The 21,858-nt window shown below is 43.4% G+C and carries 23 protein-coding genes; 10 read left to right on the top strand and 13 right to left on the bottom strand.

Going from position 1 to position 21,858, the window contains the following annotated elements; translation table 11 throughout:
- Window positions 1–19: 19 nt before the first annotated feature.
- Window positions 20–1,399, bottom strand: a complete 1,380-nt coding sequence (locus A1QO_RS06825) for an MATE family efflux transporter (protein ID WP_017041843.1) — start codon at window positions 1,397–1,399, stop codon at window positions 20–22.
- 52 nt (window positions 1,400–1,451) lie between these two features.
- Here A1QO_RS06825 and A1QO_RS06820 point away from each other — a divergent pair, with 52 nt between their 5' ends.
- Window positions 1,452–2,351 (top strand): AraC family transcriptional regulator, encoded by a 900-nt coding sequence (locus A1QO_RS06820; RefSeq protein ID WP_017035633.1) that lies wholly within the window; start codon window positions 1,452–1,454, stop codon window positions 2,349–2,351.
- A gap of 97 nt (window positions 2,352–2,448) precedes the next feature.
- On the opposite strand, the gene A1QO_RS06815 is transcribed toward A1QO_RS06820, so the two are convergent.
- From A1QO_RS06815 to A1QO_RS06790, 6 genes are read right to left on the bottom strand one after another with little or no spacing between them, the layout of a single operon-like run.
- Complete coding sequence (locus A1QO_RS06815) at window positions 2,449–3,111, bottom strand: HAD family hydrolase (RefSeq protein ID WP_026027099.1); 663 nt, start codon at window positions 3,109–3,111, stop codon at window positions 2,449–2,451.
- Window position 3,112: 1 nt separating this feature from the next.
- A complete protein-coding gene (locus A1QO_RS06810) occupies window positions 3,113–4,132 on the bottom strand; it encodes an ABC transporter ATP-binding protein (protein ID WP_017035635.1) in 1,020 nt (339 codons plus the stop codon).
- Window positions 4,129–4,932, bottom strand: coding sequence for an ABC transporter permease (locus A1QO_RS06805; protein WP_017039037.1), 804 nt, complete (start codon window positions 4,930–4,932; stop codon window positions 4,129–4,131). Before A1QO_RS06805 ends, A1QO_RS06810 begins: the two co-directional genes overlap by 4 nt.
- Complete coding sequence (locus A1QO_RS06800) at window positions 4,919–5,818, bottom strand: ABC transporter permease (RefSeq protein WP_017041841.1); 900 nt, start codon at window positions 5,816–5,818, stop codon at window positions 4,919–4,921. Before A1QO_RS06800 ends, A1QO_RS06805 begins: the two co-directional genes overlap by 14 nt.
- Complete coding sequence (locus tag A1QO_RS06795) at window positions 5,815–6,633, bottom strand: alkaline phosphatase family protein (RefSeq protein ID WP_017035638.1); 819 nt, start codon at window positions 6,631–6,633, stop codon at window positions 5,815–5,817. The genes A1QO_RS06800 and A1QO_RS06795 overlap by 4 nt, the downstream gene beginning before the upstream one ends.
- Before the next feature lie 9 nt (window positions 6,634–6,642).
- Window positions 6,643–7,704 (bottom strand): ABC transporter substrate-binding protein, encoded by a 1,062-nt coding sequence (locus A1QO_RS06790; protein WP_017035639.1) that lies wholly within the window; start codon window positions 7,702–7,704, stop codon window positions 6,643–6,645.
- A gap of 220 nt (window positions 7,705–7,924) precedes the next feature.
- Between A1QO_RS06790 and A1QO_RS06785 the strand changes: the two genes are divergently transcribed.
- Together A1QO_RS06785 and A1QO_RS06780 are read left to right on the top strand one after the other, a co-directional pair.
- Window positions 7,925–8,725, top strand: coding sequence for a UTRA domain-containing protein (locus A1QO_RS06785; RefSeq protein WP_017040073.1), 801 nt, complete (start codon window positions 7,925–7,927; stop codon window positions 8,723–8,725).
- A gap of 134 nt (window positions 8,726–8,859) precedes the next feature.
- Window positions 8,860–9,399 carry a DUF924 family protein gene (locus tag A1QO_RS06780; RefSeq protein ID WP_017035641.1) on the top strand — a complete coding sequence of 180 codons (540 nt, stop codon included), beginning with the start codon at window positions 8,860–8,862 and terminating at the stop codon, window positions 9,397–9,399.
- A gap of 113 nt (window positions 9,400–9,512) precedes the next feature.
- Here the strand turns inward: A1QO_RS06780 and A1QO_RS06775 are convergent, their stop codons facing one another.
- A complete protein-coding gene (locus A1QO_RS06775; RefSeq protein WP_017041840.1) occupies window positions 9,513–10,091 on the bottom strand; it encodes an RNA-binding S4 domain-containing protein in 579 nt (192 codons plus the stop codon).
- 124 nt (window positions 10,092–10,215) lie between these two features.
- Here A1QO_RS06775 and A1QO_RS06770 point away from each other — a divergent pair, with 124 nt between their 5' ends.
- The 3 genes from A1QO_RS06770 (at window position 10,216) to A1QO_RS06760 (ending at window position 11,859) form a co-directional block, all read left to right on the top strand.
- On the top strand, window positions 10,216–10,635 hold the full coding sequence (locus tag A1QO_RS06770; protein WP_017041839.1) for a PPC domain-containing DNA-binding protein: 420 nt from the start codon (window positions 10,216–10,218) through the stop codon (window positions 10,633–10,635).
- An 86-nt stretch (window positions 10,636–10,721) separates the two neighbouring features.
- Complete coding sequence (locus tag A1QO_RS06765; RefSeq protein WP_017041838.1) at window positions 10,722–11,387, top strand: flavin reductase family protein; 666 nt, start codon at window positions 10,722–10,724, stop codon at window positions 11,385–11,387.
- A 37-nt stretch (window positions 11,388–11,424) separates the two neighbouring features.
- Window positions 11,425–11,859: a thiol-disulfide oxidoreductase DCC family protein gene (locus tag A1QO_RS06760; protein WP_017041837.1), complete on the top strand. Its 435-nt coding sequence runs from the start codon at window positions 11,425–11,427 to the stop codon at window positions 11,857–11,859.
- Between the two features lie 17 nt (window positions 11,860–11,876).
- On the opposite strand, the gene A1QO_RS06755 is transcribed toward A1QO_RS06760, so the two are convergent.
- Window positions 11,877–12,962, bottom strand: coding sequence for a DUF418 domain-containing protein (locus A1QO_RS06755; RefSeq protein ID WP_017035646.1), 1,086 nt, complete (start codon window positions 12,960–12,962; stop codon window positions 11,877–11,879).
- Between the two features lie 153 nt (window positions 12,963–13,115).
- Between A1QO_RS06755 and A1QO_RS06750 the strand changes: the two genes are divergently transcribed.
- From A1QO_RS06750 to A1QO_RS06735, 4 genes are read left to right on the top strand one after another with little or no spacing between them, the layout of a single operon-like run.
- Window positions 13,116–13,577: a DUF2141 domain-containing protein gene (locus tag A1QO_RS06750; RefSeq protein ID WP_017035647.1), complete on the top strand. Its 462-nt coding sequence runs from the start codon at window positions 13,116–13,118 to the stop codon at window positions 13,575–13,577.
- An 11-nt stretch (window positions 13,578–13,588) separates the two neighbouring features.
- Window positions 13,589–14,653 (top strand): efflux RND transporter periplasmic adaptor subunit, encoded by a 1,065-nt coding sequence (locus A1QO_RS06745; protein WP_017040076.1) that lies wholly within the window; start codon window positions 13,589–13,591, stop codon window positions 14,651–14,653.
- Window positions 14,654–14,662: 9 nt separating this feature from the next.
- Window positions 14,663–17,875, top strand: a complete 3,213-nt coding sequence (locus A1QO_RS06740) for an efflux RND transporter permease subunit (RefSeq protein WP_017041835.1) — start codon at window positions 14,663–14,665, stop codon at window positions 17,873–17,875.
- Window positions 17,872–18,621 carry a MipA/OmpV family protein gene (locus A1QO_RS06735; RefSeq protein WP_017035650.1) on the top strand — a complete coding sequence of 250 codons (750 nt, stop codon included), beginning with the start codon at window positions 17,872–17,874 and terminating at the stop codon, window positions 18,619–18,621. The genes A1QO_RS06740 and A1QO_RS06735 overlap by 4 nt, the downstream gene beginning before the upstream one ends.
- Here A1QO_RS06735 and A1QO_RS06730 read toward each other — a convergent pair.
- From A1QO_RS06730 to A1QO_RS06715, 4 genes are all read right to left on the bottom strand, one after another.
- Window positions 18,581–19,882, bottom strand: a complete 1,302-nt coding sequence (locus tag A1QO_RS06730) for an ATP-binding protein (RefSeq protein ID WP_017035651.1) — start codon at window positions 19,880–19,882, stop codon at window positions 18,581–18,583. The two genes, A1QO_RS06735 and A1QO_RS06730, sit on opposite strands and share 41 nt — an antisense overlap.
- A 20-nt stretch (window positions 19,883–19,902) precedes the next feature.
- A complete protein-coding gene (locus tag A1QO_RS06725; RefSeq protein ID WP_017035652.1) occupies window positions 19,903–20,604 on the bottom strand; it encodes a response regulator transcription factor in 702 nt (233 codons plus the stop codon).
- Between the two features lie 269 nt (window positions 20,605–20,873).
- Complete coding sequence (locus A1QO_RS06720; protein WP_026026931.1) at window positions 20,874–21,089, bottom strand: TIGR02450 family Trp-rich protein; 216 nt, start codon at window positions 21,087–21,089, stop codon at window positions 20,874–20,876.
- A 60-nt stretch (window positions 21,090–21,149) separates the two neighbouring features.
- Window positions 21,150–21,794, bottom strand: coding sequence for a CIA30 family protein (locus A1QO_RS06715; protein ID WP_017041834.1), 645 nt, complete (start codon window positions 21,792–21,794; stop codon window positions 21,150–21,152).
- Window positions 21,795–21,858 lie beyond the last annotated feature (64 nt).

Here is a 21,858-nt window from a genome sequence, read left to right as displayed (position 1 = left end):
TTATTGCACGCTAACTGTATTACGCACTGATGGTTAAGTTGTTTACCCATGTGCGTCGTAAGTATCGTTGGAAACACAGACCAAACTTCACTACTTCTTCCACCAGCATCAATGCAAACACAGAGGCAAACGGCAGGTCAAACACAAAAGCCCCGATCGTGGTTAACGGAATACCGATCATCCACATCGAAATAAAGTCCATTCTTAAGCAAAACTTGTTTTCACCACCCGCACGTAATATACCGTTGATGATCACCATGTTTAGCATTCTCAGCCAGATGATCATCGCAAATAAACCCAGTGCCGGAGAAGCCAGTGCGTATAACGATGGATCATCTAGGTTCAACCACAATATGACCTGTTCTTTTCCTAAAGTGATGGCCAAACTCACCGCCAAACCGACACTCAAAACAAACTTGATAAAAAACTGAGTCATAGCTACGGCTTGTTGAAAATCATCACGCCCAAGGCTCTGACCTAAAAGTACCGAGCAGGCTGTAGAAATTCCAAAAAACGCCGAGTAACAAAGCAGTTCAAAAGGCCCTAACATGCTGAACACAGCTAATTCTGTGGTGCCCATGTGCCCAAATATCATTTGGTAGCTTAGCGTCCCCATTGCCCACAATACGGCATTGTACATAGTAGGAACCGCTAACGACTTAAATGAGTTCATCAGTCGAGCGCCACACTCCAGTGTCTCTGCGGTTAATAACCAATGGCGGCGACGATATAAGATGAAAACAAACATCGCCACTTGCAATGCTCTGGATATGCTGGTCGCCAACGCAGCGCCTGCTACTCCCAACGCTGGTATGCCAAAGCCGCCGTTAATTAATAAATAATTCAATGCAATATTAATCGCAATCGTGATCGCCGCCAGAATCAATGGTAGCATCGCATTGCCACTAGAACGTAAGCTTGATTCGATTACGATAATGATGTGAGTGAGCAGTAACACGGGCAATGCATACCATAAATATTCAGAGCCCAATTCGATCACACTCACATCCGTCGTTTGCAACAGCATAATTGAGCTTGAAAACAGAGTAATGATCACCGTCGCAGGCACAATCAGCTTTGCACCATATTTGAGCGCCATCATGGTCACGGTTTTAGCCGAAGAACGGTCACTTCTTCCCCAATATTGCGCCACTAATATTCCATTCGCCGAGCCAACGCCCGCTGCGATCATAATCGCGACAAACAGCCATTTTGAGGCAATTCCCACAGCGGCTGTCGCTTCCATACCCAGATCACTCACCATCAAAACGTCAGCTAACGACAAAACAGCAACGAGTGCGCTTTGGATTGCCACCGGAAAAGCAAGCTTCGCCATGGTAGACATCATGTTGCTTGGTAATGAAGTGGAGTGATTTGTAGTGGTCGTGGTATGGTTCATAGTTATTCCTCATTCTGAGTAAGGAATATACAGTTCTAAGGAAAAATAAAACATGTTAGAAAGTAGCCAAAACCTGTTTGAATCCGTCATTGATCAAGATCACACTAAAAACAGTTGGCAGGATCAGGTTTATCTCTCAGATAAATGCCGAGAGCGTTTTCTTGGTCTTTCCGAAGTTCCTGAATTTGAGCCGATCGGTTTTTTCATGGCGGGGATGGCTAAGTTAGTGGATGGTTATATTGTCGAAAGAGAGCGTGTAGACGTGCACACACTTCTGTTCACGCTTGAAGGTGAAGGGTTGCTGACCTTGGCTAACCAGCGCCAAACCATCCCACCGAATTCATTGGTTATTTTACCGGCAGGGTTACCCTACCGTTTTGAACTCAGTAACAAGAGTAATGATTGGAAAATGGTGTGGCTATTGCTCTCTCCCAATGACAAATGGAAGTCGGTCATTGCTGGCGGTCAGGCCGTTGTGCCCTTTCATCAGTGCGAACAGGTGTGGTCGCTAATGAGCTTACTTCACCATGAGATATCCGGTCGTTCGAGTTACCGAAAGTTGCTCAGCAGTGAAATTGCTCGATTATTAAGCCGAATGGAAGCGTCACCTTCGAACTCAACACTGCGTGTGCAAAGTGTGTTTAACCTGATCGAATCTCAACTTCACCTCGCTTGGAGCGTGAAACAGATAGCGAAACAATGCTTTTTAAGTGAAGAGCAGCTTAATCGCTTAACCAAAGCATTATTTGGTCAAACACCTCAAGAGCGCCTGATTCATTTACGTATGGAAAAAGCCGCTGAGCTACTCCACCACAAAGAGTGGAGTATCAGTATGATTGCTCAACGACTCGGGTATAAAGATCCCTACGCGTTTAGCCATCGATTTAAAAAGTACTTTGGAGAGTCGCCGCGTTCGTACCGAAAACAACGCATTGCTAAGCTCAACCAATAGTGGGGTTACTCTGTTGTGTTGCTATAACTTGCAACTGATTTGATTTCGCCTATCACGATCCCTGTGATTAGTATGCGACGCTTATTTTGCCTTCGGCTTACAGTGTCCAGTTCAACGTCTGCCAATTGGGACGTCCAGCGTGCGCTAATAACTGAGGGCATGGATTGACCAGATAGACCCTATCGGCACGCTCACATAACGGTAGGTCATTGATTGAATCAGTGTAGAAATGGATATCATCATAGGATGTCTCTTGTTCTAGAAGCCATTGATTGAGGCGTTCAACCTTACCTTGACGATAGGTGGGAATGCCTTCAATCTCTCTGGTATAGCACTGCCCCTTCACCACTAAATCAATGCCCATCGCCGTATTCACACCAATTCGCTTCGCCACTGCTTTCACAATGAAGTTGACCGTGGCAGAAATGACAATGGTTTTTATCCCCTTATTATTCAGTTGTTCTATAAGTGCTTTAGCTTGGGGATAAAAGCGCGGCATAACTTGTTCGGTCACACATTTCTCAACCAATTCATTCACCTCCGATTTATCCATATCGAGTAGTGGCGACATAGCAAAGGCAAGGTAGTCTTCCATGTCCAGTTCCCCTGCCGAATAGAGCGCCATCAAACGCTGGTCTTCTTTAATAAAATCATCTGAAGAAACAATTCCTTGCTCTACAAGAAACGCATTCCACAACATAGAACAATCTGCAGAAAATAGCGTTTCATCCATATCAAACACATACAAAGATTTCGACACCTTAAGCCCTCACAGGTTGAATCTCGTTAAGATTAAACAGTAGCTCTAACTGGCTTCCATCGGCAAATAATCGTTCCGATGACCGATTAAGAAGATCGACCGTCAGCTCACAACGATTTACATCAACTTGGTAACGGATAATATTGCCAAGCAACTGATGATTTTTGACCGTCGCTCGTTGCGGCGCTGAAATATGCGAGCCATATTTTCTTCCCGATTCTTTGACGTAAATAGATTCTGGACGAATCGCGACTTTCTGTTCTACGTCTAGATCGAAGAGACTTTTGGCCGTCGTCGCATCGACCAAGTTGTAATGCCCCATAAATCCGGCCACAAATTCGTTGGCTGGATGGGTATAGATCGATTCTGGCGCGCCCTGCTGGACAATCTCACCTTGATTCATCAAGAAAATTCGGTCCGACATGATCATCGCTTCTTCTTGATCGTGGGTTACAAAAATAGTGGTCAAGTTTAACTCTTTTTGAATGTCTCTTATCTGCTGTCGTAAGTGCTTGCGGATTTTTGCATCGAGCGCCGATAAAGGCTCATCCAATAGCAATATTCTCGGTTTTACTACTAAGGCTCTCGCTAAGGCAACACGCTGACGTTGCCCCCCTGACAGCTGATGAGGATACTGTTTTTCTTTACCTTTTAATTCGACAAGCTCTATGACATGAGCGACTTCTTTGGTGATATCTGCTTTGCCCATGTGTTTCATCTTTAAACCAAAAGCGATATTGCCCTCAACGGTCATGTTTGGGAACAGAGCATAAGACTGAAACACCATACCGATGCCACGTTGCTGAGGGGCAAGATCGGTAATGTTTTCACCCTCAACCCATATCTCTCCCCCTTCGACTGAATTAAGACCGGCTAGGCTTCGTAACAATGTCGATTTGCCACAGCCGCTAGGGCCAAGCAATGTGATGAATTCACCCTTTTCCACCGAAAAATCAATCCCTTCAAAGACAATGTTGTCTCCGAATCGTTTTGTAAGTTGATTAACGCCGACATAACTCATTGCTGTTCCTCACCCTGTTTTCTGTTTAATCGGCTCGCGAGCCATGTCAGTAAAAAAATAAATAAAAAGTAAGTCATCACTAATGCTGAAGTGAAATGCCCGCTGGTTTGGCGCATGTTATAGAGATAGATTTGTAATGTTTCAAAGCGTGTTCCTACAAGAATATTGGCAAAGACAAATTCACCGAGTAAGAATGAGAACGAGAGAAACAGTGATGCAAGTAACCCCTTTTTAAGATTGGGGACAACCACCAACAAAAAAGCTTTTGGGGTACTGGCTCCTAACAAGTGGGCAGCATCCATCAGGTCGTTAAGATTTATCGCTTCAAAGCTATTCGCAATCGCTCGATACATGAAAGGCAGTGCAATAGTGAAATAAGTGCCAATCAGAATCCATGGTGTTCCAACAAGAGGCACACTGCTGTCCGCATAGAGTTGTAAAAGCCCAACCGATGAGACTACAGGCGGTACAGCGAATGGTAATAAAATCAGAATATTGAGTAGCTTATCCAGTTTGGGGAAATAGTAAAAAACCACAAATATCGTAGGCAAGACTAACACGACACTCAAGGCCAACGCAGAAAAACACACAAACAGAGATCGCCCAAATGCTGCCAAAAAACGCGGATCGGAGATCAGCTTCAAATACCAATCGAAAGTAAAACCGTCAGGTAGAATGGTGGCGCCCCAACTCGATGACAGTGAGTACACAAGTGTCGCTATAATCGGGATTAGCATGATGCCAACGATGGAGTAAACCACGCTCTTGTGGTAGAGCATATTCGCATTACTTTGCAGCATGATAACTCCTTGAAAGTAACCACTGATTGATCACCGTGATAAACGCTAGAATAGCAATGAGTATGGCCGAGATGGCCGCTGCTAGATTTGGCTCTAGGAAGAGATCACCTGACACCAGACTCGCTATTCGTACCGTGATGACATTGTAATTACCGCCGGTCAGAGCGTACACACTGGCATAGGCACCCATAGCGTTAGCAATCAGAATGATCAACGTGCCCAGTAGCGCTGGGGAAAGAACAGGTAACGCAACTTGAACCCAGTACTGCCATGTTTTCGCTCCAAGCAGTGCTGATGCGGCTTGCCAATCATCACTTAATGCATCGAAGGCAGGATAAAGCAGCAGCACGCCCAACGGGATTTGAAAATAGACATAGATAACCAGCAACCCCCATTGGCCATAAAGATTGAAATCATCAATCAAGCCGTATTGCTTGAGCAGCAAAGTGACGGCGCCATTCATGCCCAAAACAATGATGAACGAAAAAGCGAGGGGAACACCAGAAAAGTTGCTGCTCATATTGGTAAAGGCAATGACACCATCGCGAATTTTGCTATCGACTCTTCTTAATGAGGTCACCAAAAGGGCAGAAACGGCTAACCCAATAGCACTCGACCAGATAGATAGCCAAAGACTGTTACCGAACGCTTGCAGCATGAAACTTGAATCAAACACATCAAAATAGTTTTCAAAGCCAAACGACTCTTCATAAATAAAGCTATTGATGAGTACCCAAACCATGGGAGCCAATTGAAATAAGTAAAAGAACAGTGCAAACGGAACAAACCACAACGCAGGTTTTAATTTTCGCCATAATGTTGTTTTTCTTGTCGTTCCTTTAAGCTCAGTAGAATGTGGCTGATGTGGTAGGACGGTGTGACTCATAATACGAATACTTCCGGTGAGTAAAGTTTGTCATGATCCAGACTAAGTAATTGACAACACATGCCACACAGTTCTGTTTGCTTTATGTCGAGCTGTTGTGGTGATGCTGGTAAGGTAAATCGGTCACCAATCACAAACAATGGCACTTCGCGCTCTTCAGTTAAGATACCGCCATGAGAACGGTCATTGTTCATTCCATGATCACTCGTGATCATTATTTGGTAGCCGCTGCTTAACCATGAATCTATATAGTTCGAGAGGTAGCTATCGGCCGCTCTCGCAGCATTTCGGTATTGGGGAGAATCCAATCCGAATTTGTGGCCAGCATCATCAATGTTCATTGGGTGAACCAATAAGAAATCGGGCTGGTGACGCTGCCTTAGTGATTCAGCGTCAAGAAATAACGCTTCATCTGGATAGTGATCCCAGTGATAAAAATGCCCGTGCTGAATATTCAGTGATTCGTCGTTAGTATGACGGTCTCGCACTGCATCAAAAGGGGCTTGGTTATAGAGCTCGCTCACCCAATGATAAGCCGCAGCGGCCGTCACTTTTCCCTGTGAATGTGCCAGACTAAACACAGACTCCTGAGTCGAAAGGCGTGCGATGTTGTTATTCACAATACCGCTAAGTACCGGAACAACCCCCGTTAAAATGCACTCATACAGAGGTCTTGAAAGAGAAGGTAACTCGCACCGCAGTTTGTATAATGTTGATTTTTGCTGTTCTATTAAACCGTTTAAGTAGCCCATACATTCTTGGGCTACTTGATAATTCAGTCCATCAAGAACAACAAGGATAACCTTATTGCTCATAGTGACTTCTTACTGCTGGTGAATGAGGACGTTTTCTTGCCATTGACGTGGCAATTTACGTGCGGATTTTTCCCACGCAGTAAAGTCGCTAACTGGGTGAACATTGCTGTACTGATCATTCGGTATCAGCTTGTCTTGTACCGATTGAGGAAGAACAACCGATGAACGAATAGGACGTGCGTAGCCTTCAGCAAGGTTAATTTGTCCTTTATCGCTGAAGATATGTTCACGCGCCAGCTTTGCAGCATTAGGATTTTTCGCAAATTTGTTGATGATGGTGGTATAGCCAGAAATGACAGAGCCATCTTGTGGAATGTTTACCGAGAATCGGTCACGGTTGATTTGATCACGATAATTGAGCGCATTGAAATCCCATAGAATCGCGACTTCAACTTCTCCTTTCTCAAGATTAGCAATGCTTGGGTTGGTAAAAGACAGTCGGCCTTGTTTCGCCAGCTTCGAGAAAAACTCTAACGCGGGTTCCAAGTTCGTCTCGTCCCCGCCATTGGCAAATGCTGCCGCCAGTACTGCGTTGTTTGCTTGCGCTGCAACACCCACATCACCGACAGTGACTTTGTAATCCCCTTTGAGAATATCGTCCCAAGATGTTGGTGCATTTTTCACAAGGTTGTTGTTTGAGATGAAAGAGATCGTTCCGGTATAAGCCAGAGCCCAGTGCCCTTCTTTATCCTTAGCCCAATCAGGAATGTCATTCCATGTTGTTGGTTTGTAAGGCTGTGTCACCCCTTTCTTAACCGCAACGCGAGCGAAGGCAAACCCAACATCACCGATATCCGCAGTTGCGTTTTTCTTCTCTGCATCAAACTTTGCGATTTCCTGCGCTGAACTCATGTCGGTATCTTGGTGTTTGAGCCCGTAGTTAGCACTGATATCTTGCCAGGTATCTTTCCAGTTTGCCCAGCTATCTGGCATGCCGACACTGTACACCGCGCCTTCTTTTTGCGCGGCTTTGATAAGTTGTTGTACATCAGAGTCGCTTGCTAAAACAGGGGCAGAAACAAGCGTTGTTGCCAGTGCTAATGTCGTTGCGGAGGTAAACATAGTGTTCATTGTCGCTATCCTTCTGGACTAGGTCAGTAAATTCGTGTTTTATACTATTAAGTGAATGTTACAAATTCGCTTGGTTATAAAGACGCTTTTATTGAATTTATATGACGTTTTGATTTCACAGAAAGAAAGCGCAGCAGAAGAGAGGTTAACTATACGCCTGTCATGAAAGTGTTACCTGTTGCACTTAACGTAGACCCCATAAAATCAATGGACTAGGTCAATGACAACTCAATTAAATTCATCTTCCGATTCCTTACTCAGTGTGCAAGTACCTGCTCAATCACCCTCGCTATCACCACCACAGGGGATCAATCGGCCCACGCAGATATCGAGAATAAAGGGCAGTATCCGCGAGCAAATACGCAGTAAAGTTTTACGAACTGGGCAAAAGCTGCCTTCAGAACGAGAGCTGAGTGATTTATTTGCAACCACAAGGATCACCATTAAAGATGCGCTTACCTCGCTGGAAACCGAAGGGCTAATTTATCGGGAAAAACGACGGGGATGGTTTGTGTCAGCCAAAAGAATTCGCTACAACCCGCTTTCACGTTGCCACTTCCACCATATGATTAGCGATCAAGACCGCGTCGCTGAAACTCGGCTGATAAGTATAAGAAGTGAATTGGCCAGTGGCGACTATGCAAACGCACTTGCCATCGATAAGATCACGCCAATTCAGATCATTGAAAGGCTAAGATTTATTGACGGACGTGTCGTTCTCTATGTAGAGAACTGCCTCATCTCTGAGCTGTTTCCTAATATCCTAGATGAGAACTTAACCGATTCTCTGACCAGTATTTACCGTGAAAAATACGGCTACGAGACACAGCGTTCTCGATTTGATGTCATCCCTACCTCTGCTCCTCACCATGTTGCAAAAGCATTAAACCTTGCAGAAGGGCAACCTGTACTAAAGATCTCACGAGTCAACTACAAGCAAGATGGCGAAATCATGGATTGTGAACTCGAATACTGGCGCCCCGATGCGGTCATGATCTGTATTGATAGTAACTCAAAATAATGTAATGGTTAATGCGATACTGGCTCTTTAACGTCAAGTACATCAGTCATCTAAAGTTTAAGGCTAACAGCGATAACATGACAAAAACCTAGAGAGCTAACCGCTTTCATTAATGGACTATTAGGAAATATTCTATGACATACAATGACGTTCTATTATTTTGGTTTGATGAATTAGGCCCATCTAAATGGTGGGTAAAAGATACGCAAATCGATACTCTGATTACGAGCCGATTTTTGTCTCTTCATGAACAAGCAGTAAAAGGGGAGCTGTTCGAGTGGCGATCCTCAGCAAGAGGACGTTTGGCTGAAATCATTGTGTTAGACCAGTTTTCTAGAAACATGTTTCGAGACACCGCTAAATCGTTTGCCTCTGACTCACAAGCCCTAGCCTTGGCACAAACCGCCATTGAACTTGGACAAGACCAAGAACTGAGCGCGATTGAGCGAAGCTTCCTCTACATGCCCTACATGCACAGTGAGTCACTGGCGATTCATGATATTGCCGTTGAGTTATACAAAGAAAATGGGATTGACGCGAATGTTGAATTCGAAATAAAGCATCGCAATATTATTGAAAAATATGGCCGCTATCCGCATAGGAATGCCATTGTCGGTCGAACATCAACCGAGGAAGAAGTCGAGTTTCTTACCCAGCCTAACTCTTCGTTTTAGTGCGTTCGTTTTAGTGCGGTTGACTCGATGTGTCAGATCTCATCTGAATTAATACAGATTGGCATTGAAAACCAAGCCTATTTTTGAAGTCATAGGCTTGGCATTTTCAATACTTAGAAGAAATCGATAGAGTGTCGACCGCTTTTGTCGTCTTTGGTTTGCGTCGGTTGCTCTGCTTTTTTGCTGTCCGTTTTTTTACTGTCTGCTTTTTTACTGGCGGATCGATTGCTCATTGAAAGGCTGCTACTGGTCTCTTTCTTCGCTGGCTTTGACGATTTTTTCTTAGCCGGGGTCTTGCTCTTATTTGAAGTCTTACTCGCTTTTGGCTCTGCGGCTTTCTCTTTTTTGTCTTTTTTCTCTTGAGGTTCAGTGACTGGCGCATCACACACCACCACATAATACTCTTGGTTGAATTCGAAAAAATCACCGTTGTACATTTTACGACGTTTACGGGTTTCTAATTCACCATTAACGGCCACATAACCTTCAGAGATATAGTGCTTAGCTTCTCCACCACCACCGACTAAGTTAGCAATTTTAAACACTTTATATAGCTCGATGGGATGAGAAGAGACATCAATCCCGATCGCTTCTATTTCAATTTCTTCACCGTCATACTCTTCTTCGTGAGAGGCGTCATCGTAATCAGGCTCTTGATAGTTTGGATCTTGGTCGTGTTGGTCATGATTCATAGTGTGATCGCTAAATTAATCTGGTTGTCTTAAAGTGATATGATCGGCAGTGTATACGTTCGCTTTGAACAAATAAACTAAAGTTACTTTCAGGGCTATTCAAGCCGTCTTATGGAATCATTTTATGCTTACTCCCATCGCAGTTAGGTTGACTCAAGGAACCGACTTGAAACAAGCCATTCAGCGGCTTATCACCCAACACAACATTCAAGCGGGTAGCATCGCCTCATGTGTGGGTTGCTTGTCTTCTATCCATCTTCGTTTGGCTGGTGCAACAGAAAGACTCCAAATGACAGCACCGTTTGAAATCGTGTCTGTCATGGGGACACTGACGCCAGACCACCAACATATTCATATTTCAGTCTCGGATAACACAGGGCAAGTGTTAGGTGGGCACTTGCTTGATGGGAACATTATTGACACAACCGCCGAGCTTATCGTTCATCACTATTCGAACCTTTCATTCACACGCGAAGAAGATGCCAACACAGGCTTCACTGAATTGGTGGTCCATAACATAAAGCAAGGAACTGAAAGCGAATAGCTGAAGACGAATAACCCAAAGCGATTGATCTAAATCTGAGCAAGGAACGTATTAGTAACAAACCAATCGCCATATGAGTAACCGCAGTGAAACACATTAATACGCAGCAACTTACCGAAATGAACAACCGGTACAGAGCCCATTTAATTAACAGCCTGTCAGGTTTTAAAAGCGCAAACCTCATTGGCTCGGTTAATACTCAGGGGCAAACCAATGTTGCTATGTTTAGTTCAGTGATTCACCTTGGCGCTTCGCCTGCGTTAGTGGGCTTCATTATTCGACCAGCCAGTGTTCCTCGCCATACGCTTGACAATATTTTGGAAACTAAGCAATACACCATCAATCAGGTTAGCGAAGAGTTTTACATACAAGCGCATCAAACCTCGGCTCGGTACTCTAGAGAACACAGTGAATTCCAACAAACAGGATTACAAGAACAATACATCCACGGCTATGACGCCCCATTCGTTAAAGAGAGCATGCTGAAATACGCGCTAACGTTAAGAGAGATAGTGCCCATTGCATTGAATAATACTCAACTTGTGATTGGAGAAATCACCGACATTCTGTGCCCAGAAACAGTGATTCAAGAAGATGGTTACATCGACATCGAGTCACTCAAAACCACCAGCATATCTGGGTTAGATAATTACCATACCAGTCACCGACTCTCTCGTTTGAGTTACGCGAAGACAGACAGCATGCCTCGATCCATTGCGCTCGATGGCGCAAAAACAGCAACCACGAGTTAGAATAATTCGACCGGTGATACCGATTAGGAAAGCGAACATGTTAACGATTTTTTATGACGGGCACTGTCCGATGTGTGCCACAGAAATGCGCCACCTGAAACAACACGATTCCGATGATCTCATCGAGCTTGTCAATATCCACCAAGACAATTTTGCAGCTCGTTATCCCAATATTGATTTTTCAAAAGCAATGAAGATTTTACATGGTACGTACAAAGGCGAACTGTTACTCGGTCTCCAAGTCACCCACCGCGCATGGACGCTAGTGGGGAAAGGATTTTGGGTCGCTCCGTTGAACTGGCCTGTCATCAAAACAGTCAGTCACTGGGTATATTTGGCTATTGCAAAATACCGACATCAGGTGTCTGCTGTTTTGTCGAGGCTGCCTGGCGTAACCGCTGAACAATGCTCAACGAACGCCTGTTACGGTAAGTCGCCAAATCGTAAAGAAAGCCATCATAAAGAGCAGTAAGCAAAAGTAACGAACCCTTAACTCGTTACTTTTCTAAATAGCCACTCAAGTGGGCCGGTATCAAAGCGTTTTAACCATACCACGCTAAAAAGAATGCTAAAGTCGATAAAGAGTAACGTACTGAAAAATACCACCGTCAGTGATTGTTTATCAAATAACCCCAGTATGTCTAATAACCCTAACCCCACGACAATATGCCCAATGTAAAGTGACAATGCCAGGCGTCCGGTTTTCGCTATCCATTCAACGACTATGCTATTTCTTCCTGAGTCAGCAAGCTGTAAACATGCCATTAAAACTATTAACGCGCTGGCGCTGCTTGAGATAATGTATTGCGGCATCGGAGGTATCATTTCCCTACTGAGCAGCAGCAAGAGTTCTTGAATTTCTAATTCGGTTAAATATTCACCCGCCCCCATCAACTGTTCACGTAACATGAAGAAACCGACTTCAACAGCGATGAATAGCGATAATGAAATAAGCAGTATTTTCTTTCTTAGGGTCTTATCGAATAAATCTAATCGCCCTAAGTACATACCGAGTAAAAGAAAAGAAAACCAAGGAAAAACCGGATGAAAACCGTTAAAGAACAGTTGTTTTAGAAACCCATCGAAGGACCAAAAGTTCACATAGGTTAAACTCGACCAATCCCAACCCTCGTCATAATTGAACATCATCAATAAAACAGGAAACAAAACAATACAGAAAACACCAATGGAGGCTAACTGCCTGTTCGTTAGGGTAAAACATAAAGCAGATAACATAAAATAAGCACCATAAAAATGCAAAATGTCGGCTGGCCAAACCAAACTAAACATGAGCCCAAGCACGATTAACGCCATGCCTCTTTTTACTAAACGTATGCGCGCTTGTTTTAATGAACGACCCTCCTTTGCTATGCGAGCCTTATTGGTCGCGACAGTGATACCAATGCCCGCCAAAATGACAAATAAAGCCGCGGCTCGACCTTCAAAAAGAGCACTCAATGACAGCATTAATGGATGTCCGAACTCTACCTCCATGGCCACTTTATAGTTAACAAAAATCATCACAAAAACAGCCACTGCTCTCGATAAATCTAACCCTGTATTCCTGGCTTTCATGCTTACTCCGTTTATCCGTCAATTCGATAACAAATAGAGTAATGCAAAGCTTCCACCGCTTTTGTAAGGCTCTGTAAGTCACGGCTTACAGAGCCTTACTGAACAATTGAATTGGACTGCCTAAGATAATTCGCATTATTTAGGGAGTCAGCGATGAAGATGAGAAATTGGATTTTTACAGTGGGGATGACGGGTTGCGTTTTATGTTCCGCAATACTGAACGCAGCAGAGAAAGAGCAACAAAATAAAGCGACTGGGGAACTCATCGTGATCATCAATAGCGCCCGAAACGATCAAGGCCATATTGAACTGCACTTAATGAACAGCACTGACCAATTTAATAATAAATCCCCTTCCTATTCGGTTTGCCATACAGCAATTAATAACCTAAAAGCGCAGTGTTCTTTTCAATCATTACCCTACGGTGATTACGCTATTTTTGCCTTTCACGACCAAAATTCAGACCAAACATTAAATTATAACTTTCTAGGTTCTCCTACAGAAAAATTAGCGATCAGTGCTGTCGACCTCGCAGACAATAACCAACCTACTTATTTACAAAGCCGATTTGAATTTAGTAGCCCCAAAGCTCAGCTGTTTCTCAACCTGCAATAGGCGTTATTAGCATGCTCAAAACTATCTTCCATGTAAGAGTCAGACAAATTTTTGCTTTTTCGATGGCAATGTTCATTTTGCTGGTGGTCTTAGATGACCTAGAAAAATCGACGATTGTTCCTGCTCCCATAAAGAGCTCAACCAGCGTTCCCTTGGTTTCAGCAGTGGCGATTGAACCTATTACGCAGATGCCAACATTACAACGCTTGGCGTTTGTTGAGCCGGTAAAAGTCAGCCAAATTACCCCGCAAGTCTCGGGCACCATCATCGAAATTTCGGAAGCGTTTAGAAAAGGCATGTTGTTACCGAAAGGCAAGGCACTGCTGAAAATTGATCCGCTACCTTACCAAATCACGTTGGCACAAGCTCAATCTGGCCTAATTGACGCAGAGATCGCGTTAAAAAATGCGGGCACACGCTTTGTCCCTGGTAGCTTAATGATCAAACAAGCTCAAGCACAATTAGCACTCGCAAAAATACGCTTAAAACACGCCCAGAAAGACCTGAGCGCCACCTCGGTACGTTTGCCTTTCTCTGGGGAAATAAGGGAAATTTCAGCTCGGTTAGGGGAATTTATCAGCGCGGGTAGTAGTGTAGCCAGTGTATTGGCCGCCAAAGATAAAGAGATAAAAGTCCAAATAAGCGTTAATGACTTTGCTTTGTTAAGTCATGAGCTCATGCAACAAACGATCACCTTAGACAGTTTAGACGGCCAGCAACAATGGTCGGCAACCATCATTGGTGTAAGCCAGCACGCGAGTAACTTGCAAAGAACACTCTACTTGCAAGTCGCTGAAACCGCATCGCCTATTTATGGTCAGTATTTATACGCCAACTTACCCATTGAAGGTTGGCACCACACCGTTAGCCTGCCAGAAAGTGCACTGACGTTAAAAGGGGAAGTCTGGTGGATTGACCAACATCAGCGCCTAAGTAAATCCTCATTAGAAAACTACTTAATAGATAACAAACGCGTGTACTTCTCTGTTGCTGAAAGCGTTGCTAAGCATGCTCTTCTGTACCCCAGCAATTCTTATTCTCAGGGCATGCAAGTGCGCCTCAAAGCAGAATTATAGGAGGTCATCATGATCACTTGGTTTACTCGTCACCCGATCGCTGCAAATTTATTGATGATTATATTATTAGTCGGTGGCATCTTGTCTGCGAATAATATGCGTAGAGAGATCATTCCTAAATTACCCGCCAATGAAATTAGCGTGACCGCATTTTATGATGGGCGCAATGCACAACAAGTTGATGTTGAAATAACCCAAAAAATTGAACAAAGCTTACAAGGCATTGCGGGTATTAAAGATATTCAGTCTTCGTCGTCACAAAGTAGCGCTTACGTTGCCATTAAAAAGCAGCTAGATTACCCCATGCAAGTGTTACTCGATGACATCAAGTCTGCCGTGGATAACATCTATGACTGGCCTGAGCTTGCAGAAAAACCACAGGTACAAAGGAAAGAAGACAGTTTTGATGCCTTAATTGTCCAGTTATCTGGTGATAGTGATAAAGACAGTTTAATCAAAATAGGCAAAGAGCTTAAACGAGCCCTTTTAGCCAACCCAAAGATCCACAAAATTGAGGAATATGGCGCGAATAAGTACGCCATTTCAATCAATATCAACCCACATAAAGTCCGTGAATTGGGGCTTACTTTCGCTCAAGTTTCACATGCCATTCGCCAGCAATCGACTCGAAATAAAGATGGGTTATTAAAAACAGACAATGGACAGATTTTACTCTACACCAGCCACCTAGCCACCCATCAACGAGAGTTATCTAAGCTCATCATTCAAACCTTCGATAATGGACAAAAGATTCGCCTAGAAGATGTCGCGACCATTAATGATGGTTTTGTTGAGCACGACAGTAAACTGCGTTTTAACAACCAATTAAGCCGTGCTTTTGCCATCAAGATGTCTGCAAAAAGCGATGTATTGGAAATATCGGAGCAAGCACACCTTGTTGTCGAACAATTCAAAAAAAGCTTACCCAATAATCTACACATTACCCTTTGGTTTGATGCCAGCCAATACGTAGAACAACGCTTAGACCTGCTTGAAGACAGTGCCCTACAAGGGTTTATTTTGGTGTTCATTATTCTTAGCTTGTTTTTACAAATACGCTTAGCACTCTGGGTAGCATTAGGCTTACCCATTGCCATTTCCGGCGCTTTTATCGTGCTTGGGCCTCTCGGTTTTCAATACACGATCAATGAAGTGACCACCTTTGGGTTTATTCTGGTGTTAGGTATTTTAGTTGACGATGCCGTCATTGTCGGTGAAAGCATTTATTACCAGAAACAGAAAAGTACCCATCAACAAAAAAGCACAGACCCATCACCCCTGTCTGATCAATGTCAAGCGACGATCATTGGTGCTAAAAAAGTCGCGCTACCGACTATTTTTGGCGTCTTGACCACGGTAGCAGCGCTCTTCCCTATGACCTTTTTCCCCTCAGAAACGGGCCGTCTATTTGCCGGTTTTGCATGGGTAATGATCATCGCGTTGCTGTTTTCACTTCTGGAATCAAAGCTTATCTTGCCAGCGCATTTACGTAACATTACGGTGCCTAAAACTGTCAATAACAACCGGATAAAAACCTATCTTCAACAACTCAGATGGTTGCCACAAACGCTCTTACATGCGTTTAATCATCATATCTATGCTCGGCTTCTCACCCTAAGTTTACGCTATCGTTATGCCTGGTTAACCGGCTTCATTGCACTGAGCATCGCTGTGTTGGGTGCACTCTATCAAGGAAAAATCCGCAGCGTACTGTTTCCCGATGTCCCGGGAGACCTAATTATTTTCTCTGTTGAATTAGAGAACAACGCTCCCCTTACTTTAATCCAACAAGCGCAACACAACATTGAAGCGGTGAGAGACCAAATTAATCAGGATTACCGGACTGAATATAACCTTAAGGGTGACGTGATCGATAAAAGCTTATTAGTGATGGACGAACAAGGCAGCATCACCGTTTTTGCACAACCTCTAGACAGAGATAAACGCCCTGGTACCAGCCTCAAGAGTATTGCAGAAGCTTGGCGAGCCCCCATCCGTCTATTAGAAGGGGTAAAAAGCAGTGAAGTTATGATTTCCTTAAGTGGATCGGGCGATAATGCTACCTCAATCGTTCTACAACACCCCAATAAAGACATACTCAAAGAAATATCAACGCAGGCCAAGCATTGGTTTACACAGCAGGAGGCGATCAGCAATGTAAAAGAGCAGCAAGCTAAGCCCATGCCGCAGCTTATCTTTTCTCTAAAAGAACAAGCACTCACCTTAGGTTTCACACACAAATCACTGACCGACCAGTTGGCCGCGGCTTATGGCGGTTTGGAGGTGGATCGTTTTTACCGAGATGGCCATAACATCAAAGTGACTCTGCAGTTAGAACGCGCCTTGCGAGATTCTCGCAGTGATTTTTCACAGATGCTGATTTTCAATGACCAAGGAAAAAGCTTCCCACTTCTGGCGGTAGCAGAGATAACACCTCGCTACATTAACAATTCCATTCAACGTGTTAATGGGTTGCTAAGCCGTCACTTATTATTGGAAATCGATAAATCTGTCACGTCGCCAGAGCTGGTTTACCAATATTTTGAAGACCAGTTTGTCCAAAAAATAAAGGCGTCGTACCCACAATTTAATAGTCAACGATCGGGGCAACTAGCCGAGACACAAAGCGCTAATCAAGGTCTCGCCCAAGCTTTCATTATTGCTCTATTAGCCATTTATGTTCTATTAGCCTTGCCGCTCAAGCGTTATGGTCAGCCTCTGATCATCATGGCCGCCATTCCCTTTGGACTTGTGGGCGCGATTCTTGGTCACCAGTACCTCGGTTTAAGCGTTAGTCTCTACTCTTGGCTAGGCATGCTTGCTCTATCCGGCGTTGTGGTTAACGACAGCCTGCTTATTGTGAATGCTTATAATCAACACCGTCTGAAAAATAACGCACGAAATAACCATCTAATCCGTCACTTATGCTCAGCTTGCCAAGAACGGTTCCGAGCTATTTTTTTAACCACGTTAACCACGTTTGCAGGTTTGTACCCGTTACTGAGCGCTGAATCTGAACAAGCTCAGTATCTCATTCCTGCTGCTGCATCAATGGCTTACGGATTGTTATTTTCTACGCTCATCTCGCTATTTCTTATTCCAATTCTCTTGCTTATCAGCAGTGACCTTAAACATTTTCTAATCGGCCCAACTCTTCGCAAAGTACCTCTTCCAAAAAGACCACGTAGCAAATCACCATTAAACCATAAGGAAATCCAATGAAACTAAGCGTAAAAAATAGCGGTCAATGGTTACTCGTTGCCGTACTTAGCAGCCCAGTAACAACGCAAGCTGAAGGCGTTTTTAGCCTTGGTCTAGGCGCTTTTAAAGGAGCCAGCGAATACAAGCAAACAAAAGGTAAGATTTATACGATTCCTTTTGTTTCTTATGACAGCGAGACATTCTCAGCCAGTACTCTCTCTGCCAGTTATCATATGCCTTTGTCACACTCTTTTTGGTTTGATGCAACCGCGGCCCTGCGTTTACAGGGATTTGACGAAACATTAAGCGCTTATACCAAAGGGTTGACGGAACGAGAATCGAGTATTGATGCAGGTTTTGCAGCGAACTACTTAAGCGAATACTTAGGGCTAGTGCGGCTCCATGTGATGCACGATGTTAGCGATACTCACCAAGGTTATGATGTGAAACTCTCTTACCAGTACCCTTTGAATCTACAAGCATGGGAAATTACCCCCTCCATTTTTGTACAGCATGAAAGCGATAAATTAGTGGATTACTATTACGGAGTAAGAAGCAATGAAGTAGAAGCTTGGAGAACATCTTATCAGGGCAGGTCTGCGCTACGTTATGGTGCGGGTATCAATATCACTTACAGTTTCGCACAAAACTGGTCACTGTTTATGATGGCAGATATTGTTCAATTTTCAGAGGGCATTACTGATAGCCCTCTGGTGGATACCGATACTACTTTGTATTCTGGCCTTGGTGTTTATTACAGCTTTTAAATATCACCATAAAACACGCACCGCCCAGTGAGCTATCTTTGATGGTTAACTGGGCATGGTGTTTATCCAAAATGCTTTTAACGATGGCAAGTCCTAACCCAAAACCTTCATTACTTCGGCTACTATCAAGCTTCACAAAAGGTTGCATTATCTGCTCTTGAGACTCTTTTTTTATGCCAGACCCATCATCTTCAATCAACACCACACGTTGCTGATTTCGATTAATCAGGCTAATTTTAATCTGGCTGTCAGCGAACTTAAACGCGTTGATAATGAGATTTTCAAAGCAACGATTTAACAGTTGCGTATCGCCATCTATCCAACCAGATTGCAAATCTAGACTGCTTTCAATACTTGGGTACAAAACCTTCACTTTGTTAACGGTGTTGCTTAACAATTCGCTGAGTTGCAGATTTTCCCGATCTATTAATGCGGGTTGGCTGCCCATTTGAGCATAAAAAAGCCACTCATTGACCAGGCTATCCAGCTCATCTAAATCTAAATCCATGTCCTGTAGCTTGTCTTGGTATTGTTCAACCGTTTGGCACCCTCGACTCATATCGAGTGCGAAGCGCAAACGTGCGATGGGGGTACGTAAATCATGAGATACCCCATGAACTAGCGTACGTTGTTCTTGCAACAGAGCTTCGATTTGGCTCGCCATTTGGTTGAAAGTATTAGCCAGCAAAGAATAAGGCGCGGCGGTTGAAATATCAGCGCGGACACTAAATAAACCTTTCCCATAAGCCTTGTATACCTTGCTGAGTTTTCTCACCTGCTTTTTATGTTGATAAACATAACAAAAAATAAATACCGCAATACACAGGATAACGATGCCCAAAAAACTCAGCAGGTATTTATGAAGCAATCCATGGCTACCGTAATTTTTTGTCATGATCAGATAGCAATCGCAACCTGGGTGATAATAGTACAGATTGATATTATCAATAGCCCAACCGCTACTGATGTCAGCAAATACCTCACGGCCCTTTAGCTGATTCAACAAAGGCTCTGGTAAATCAATATCAGCGTATGTCTTTAAAGAAAAGCGGTAACTAAAACGTTCAGCCCAATAACTTAAGCGAGCTTGTTTGTCTTGGTGGTTAAAGACATCCTCAGAAACAACTTGGTTAATACCACGCGTGTAGGCTAGCTCATCCTGCTTAATCGCTTGAATGTACAATGGGTCTAAAACAATAGCAGCAAAAAAAATAGCAAACACAATGGTGGCTGATAGGTAGATAAAAAGGGAACGAAACATAGTTAGATTAACCTTTAAGATTATTCTTGTACCAAGATGTAACCTTTAGCACGCACGGTTTTGATGTATTTATAAGGAGGTTGGCTATCCTTTAGCTTTCTTCTCAAAGAGCTAATGCGCATATCAATCGAACGGTCAAAACCATCGTATTCTAAATTGCGCACTTCACTGACCAGCATATCTCGGTTTAACACCACGCCTGGATGATGCATAAAGTAACTCATTATTTCCAATTCTGCTGCACTAAGCTGAAGACTTTCATTCGCTAAACAAAATTCTCGAGAGTTAACATTCAGGGTAAGATCTTGCACTTTTAACAGATTCTTATCGCTGACGGTTTGAACGTGATTATGGTTAAGACGAGAAAGGGCACGAAGTCGAGCCGACAAAATATGAGGCCGAAGTGGTTTGGTGATGTAATCATGAACACCAAGATTTAGAGCTGATACCTCTAAGAACTCATCTTTTTTTGCCGTGATCATGATAATGATGCCTAAAAAATCAGGAGAGATTTCTTTTAACACCTGCAATCCATCGCACCCTGGCAGCATCATATCCAACAATACGATATCAGGGATAACTTGATTGATTTGTTGGATAGCCTGTAGCCCATCATAAACACAACTGACTTGATAAGATTCCGCTTTCAACATGTCAGCCATCATGCGACTTAAACGCTTATCATCTTCAACGATCAAAACATGTGTATGAGATAGATCCATGCCGACTCCCAGTAAAAACTGCCCTTATAACCCATTATGCATAATTGACAACCATACATCCAAGTCATTATTTGCGGGAGAAACATACTTTAAATCTATAGTAACAATACTTGAGTATATAATTTCTAGGCCATGAGGAATGTAAGCCTATGTAAGCACGGTTTACCACCATAAGATGTTCGAAATCGCCTCGTTATCCTCCCCCAAAAAATAGTCGGCCAACTGATTATCAAGGTGTGCACTTTAACGTATGCGTTTAAGGGAAATGGCTATTTCCACCCCATACGCCATTCGTTGTTTAATTTCAGCTCGCGCCAGTCTATTTCGTACTCGTTGTTGTTCATTACAGCTTCAATAACACATTTGATGACGCTCTGGTTTTCATCAAACTCAACCAAGGTCACCATAAAGTGTTTTTCTTTATTGCTCACTTGTAGATGCGTCCATTTGCTGTTCAATAGTGTTTTAGGGCTAATTTTGTTCACTGCTGGCCTCGTCTAACTGATAACGCGATTAGTTGATTAGTTGATTAGTTGATTAGTTGATTAGTTTGAAAATGTGGCTGAAAACAGATCCAGAGTAAAATCATCCTCACTGTTTTTCTTGAATAAGAACCCAATCTCTTCGATGTCTTCCGAACTGAGAGCGGGGGCATTGTCTATTTTTCTTCCTCTAAAAGTGGCTTGAAAATCGATCAAATTAAACGTCAGCGTTTGTCGTTTGTTCTCTTGAGTATCAAATTCATGAAAGTAATGAATGCGCTCTTCGCCAAAACTGCCCTTACGGTGGTTAGCAATGACTCTGACCTGATAACGCTGACCATCTCCTGCTATGTCGAGTGATAACTGAGTGAGATCTGCATCAATGACATCAACTTTATGGAAAACCGCACTAAAGCCACCGTTATTCTCTAAAGAAATGGTGCCTGAAAATCGAGTCTTCTTTGATGTTAAGACCACCGCGCCTTTTGAAATTCCACCCATCACATTGTCGTTACTGACTCGCCAAAGATGACGATTATCTTGATTCGTAAAATCAATCATATAATTATTAGCGCTCTGCTCTGATTGTTCTAAACCCATTGCTGACACCGAACGTATGCCTCCAGTCTCTTGAGCATACAGAGGACGTGCTAGTGAAGTGAAGATAACTACAATCGCAACCTTTGTTAGAACACGGGATGTCAACATACTGATCTCCAACTGGCTACCGATCCACAATTAACCCTAGGCTCAAACATCTGTTTTCGAATAA

This window comes from Vibrio genomosp. F10 str. ZF-129, from assembly GCF_000287055.2.
Taxonomy (GTDB): Bacteria; Pseudomonadota; Gammaproteobacteria; order Enterobacterales; family Vibrionaceae; genus Vibrio.
Note: the sequence above shows the minus strand (reverse complement) of the source record. Positions and strands in the feature narration are given on the sequence as shown.

Bases quoted from the DNA above. Each gene is read 5' to 3' on its own strand.
- A1QO_RS06760 (WP_017041837.1), top strand. From the start codon at position 11,425: ATGTTAACGATTTTTTATGACGGGCACTGTCCGATGTGTGCCACAGAA.
- A1QO_RS06800 (WP_017041841.1), bottom strand. From the start codon at position 5,818: ATGAGTCACACCGTCCTACCACATCAGCCACATTCTACTGAGCTTAAA.
- A1QO_RS06755 (WP_017035646.1), bottom strand. From the start codon at position 12,962: ATGAAAGCCAGGAATACAGGGTTAGATTTATCGAGAGCAGTGGCTGTT.
- A1QO_RS06780 (WP_017035641.1), top strand. From the start codon at position 8,860: ATGACATACAATGACGTTCTATTATTTTGGTTTGATGAATTAGGCCCA.
- A1QO_RS06770 (WP_017041839.1), top strand. From the start codon at position 10,216: ATGCTTACTCCCATCGCAGTTAGGTTGACTCAAGGAACCGACTTGAAA.
- A1QO_RS06740 (WP_017041835.1), top strand. From the start codon at position 14,663: ATGATCACTTGGTTTACTCGTCACCCGATCGCTGCAAATTTATTGATG.
- A1QO_RS06785 (WP_017040073.1), top strand. From the start codon at position 7,925: ATGACAACTCAATTAAATTCATCTTCCGATTCCTTACTCAGTGTGCAA.
- A1QO_RS06790 (WP_017035639.1), bottom strand. From the start codon at position 7,704: ATGAACACTATGTTTACCTCCGCAACGACATTAGCACTGGCAACAACG.
- A1QO_RS06825 (WP_017041843.1), bottom strand. From the start codon at position 1,399: ATGAACCATACCACGACCACTACAAATCACTCCACTTCATTACCAAGC.
- A1QO_RS06730 (WP_017035651.1), bottom strand. From the start codon at position 19,882: ATGTTTCGTTCCCTTTTTATCTACCTATCAGCCACCATTGTGTTTGCT.
- A1QO_RS06805 (WP_017039037.1), bottom strand. From the start codon at position 4,932: ATGCTGCAAAGTAATGCGAATATGCTCTACCACAAGAGCGTGGTTTAC.
- A1QO_RS06750 (WP_017035647.1), top strand. From the start codon at position 13,116: ATGAAGATGAGAAATTGGATTTTTACAGTGGGGATGACGGGTTGCGTT.
- A1QO_RS06775 (WP_017041840.1), bottom strand. From the start codon at position 10,091: ATGAATCATGACCAACACGACCAAGATCCAAACTATCAAGAGCCTGAT.
- A1QO_RS06725 (WP_017035652.1), bottom strand. From the start codon at position 20,604: ATGGATCTATCTCATACACATGTTTTGATCGTTGAAGATGATAAGCGT.
- A1QO_RS06810 (WP_017035635.1), bottom strand. From the start codon at position 4,132: ATGAGTTATGTCGGCGTTAATCAACTTACAAAACGATTCGGAGACAAC.
- A1QO_RS06745 (WP_017040076.1), top strand. From the start codon at position 13,589: ATGCTCAAAACTATCTTCCATGTAAGAGTCAGACAAATTTTTGCTTTT.
- A1QO_RS06795 (WP_017035638.1), bottom strand. From the start codon at position 6,633: ATGAGCAATAAGGTTATCCTTGTTGTTCTTGATGGACTGAATTATCAA.
- A1QO_RS06820 (WP_017035633.1), top strand. From the start codon at position 1,452: ATGTTAGAAAGTAGCCAAAACCTGTTTGAATCCGTCATTGATCAAGAT.
- A1QO_RS06735 (WP_017035650.1), top strand. From the start codon at position 17,872: ATGAAACTAAGCGTAAAAAATAGCGGTCAATGGTTACTCGTTGCCGTA.
- A1QO_RS06715 (WP_017041834.1), bottom strand. From the start codon at position 21,794: ATGTTGACATCCCGTGTTCTAACAAAGGTTGCGATTGTAGTTATCTTC.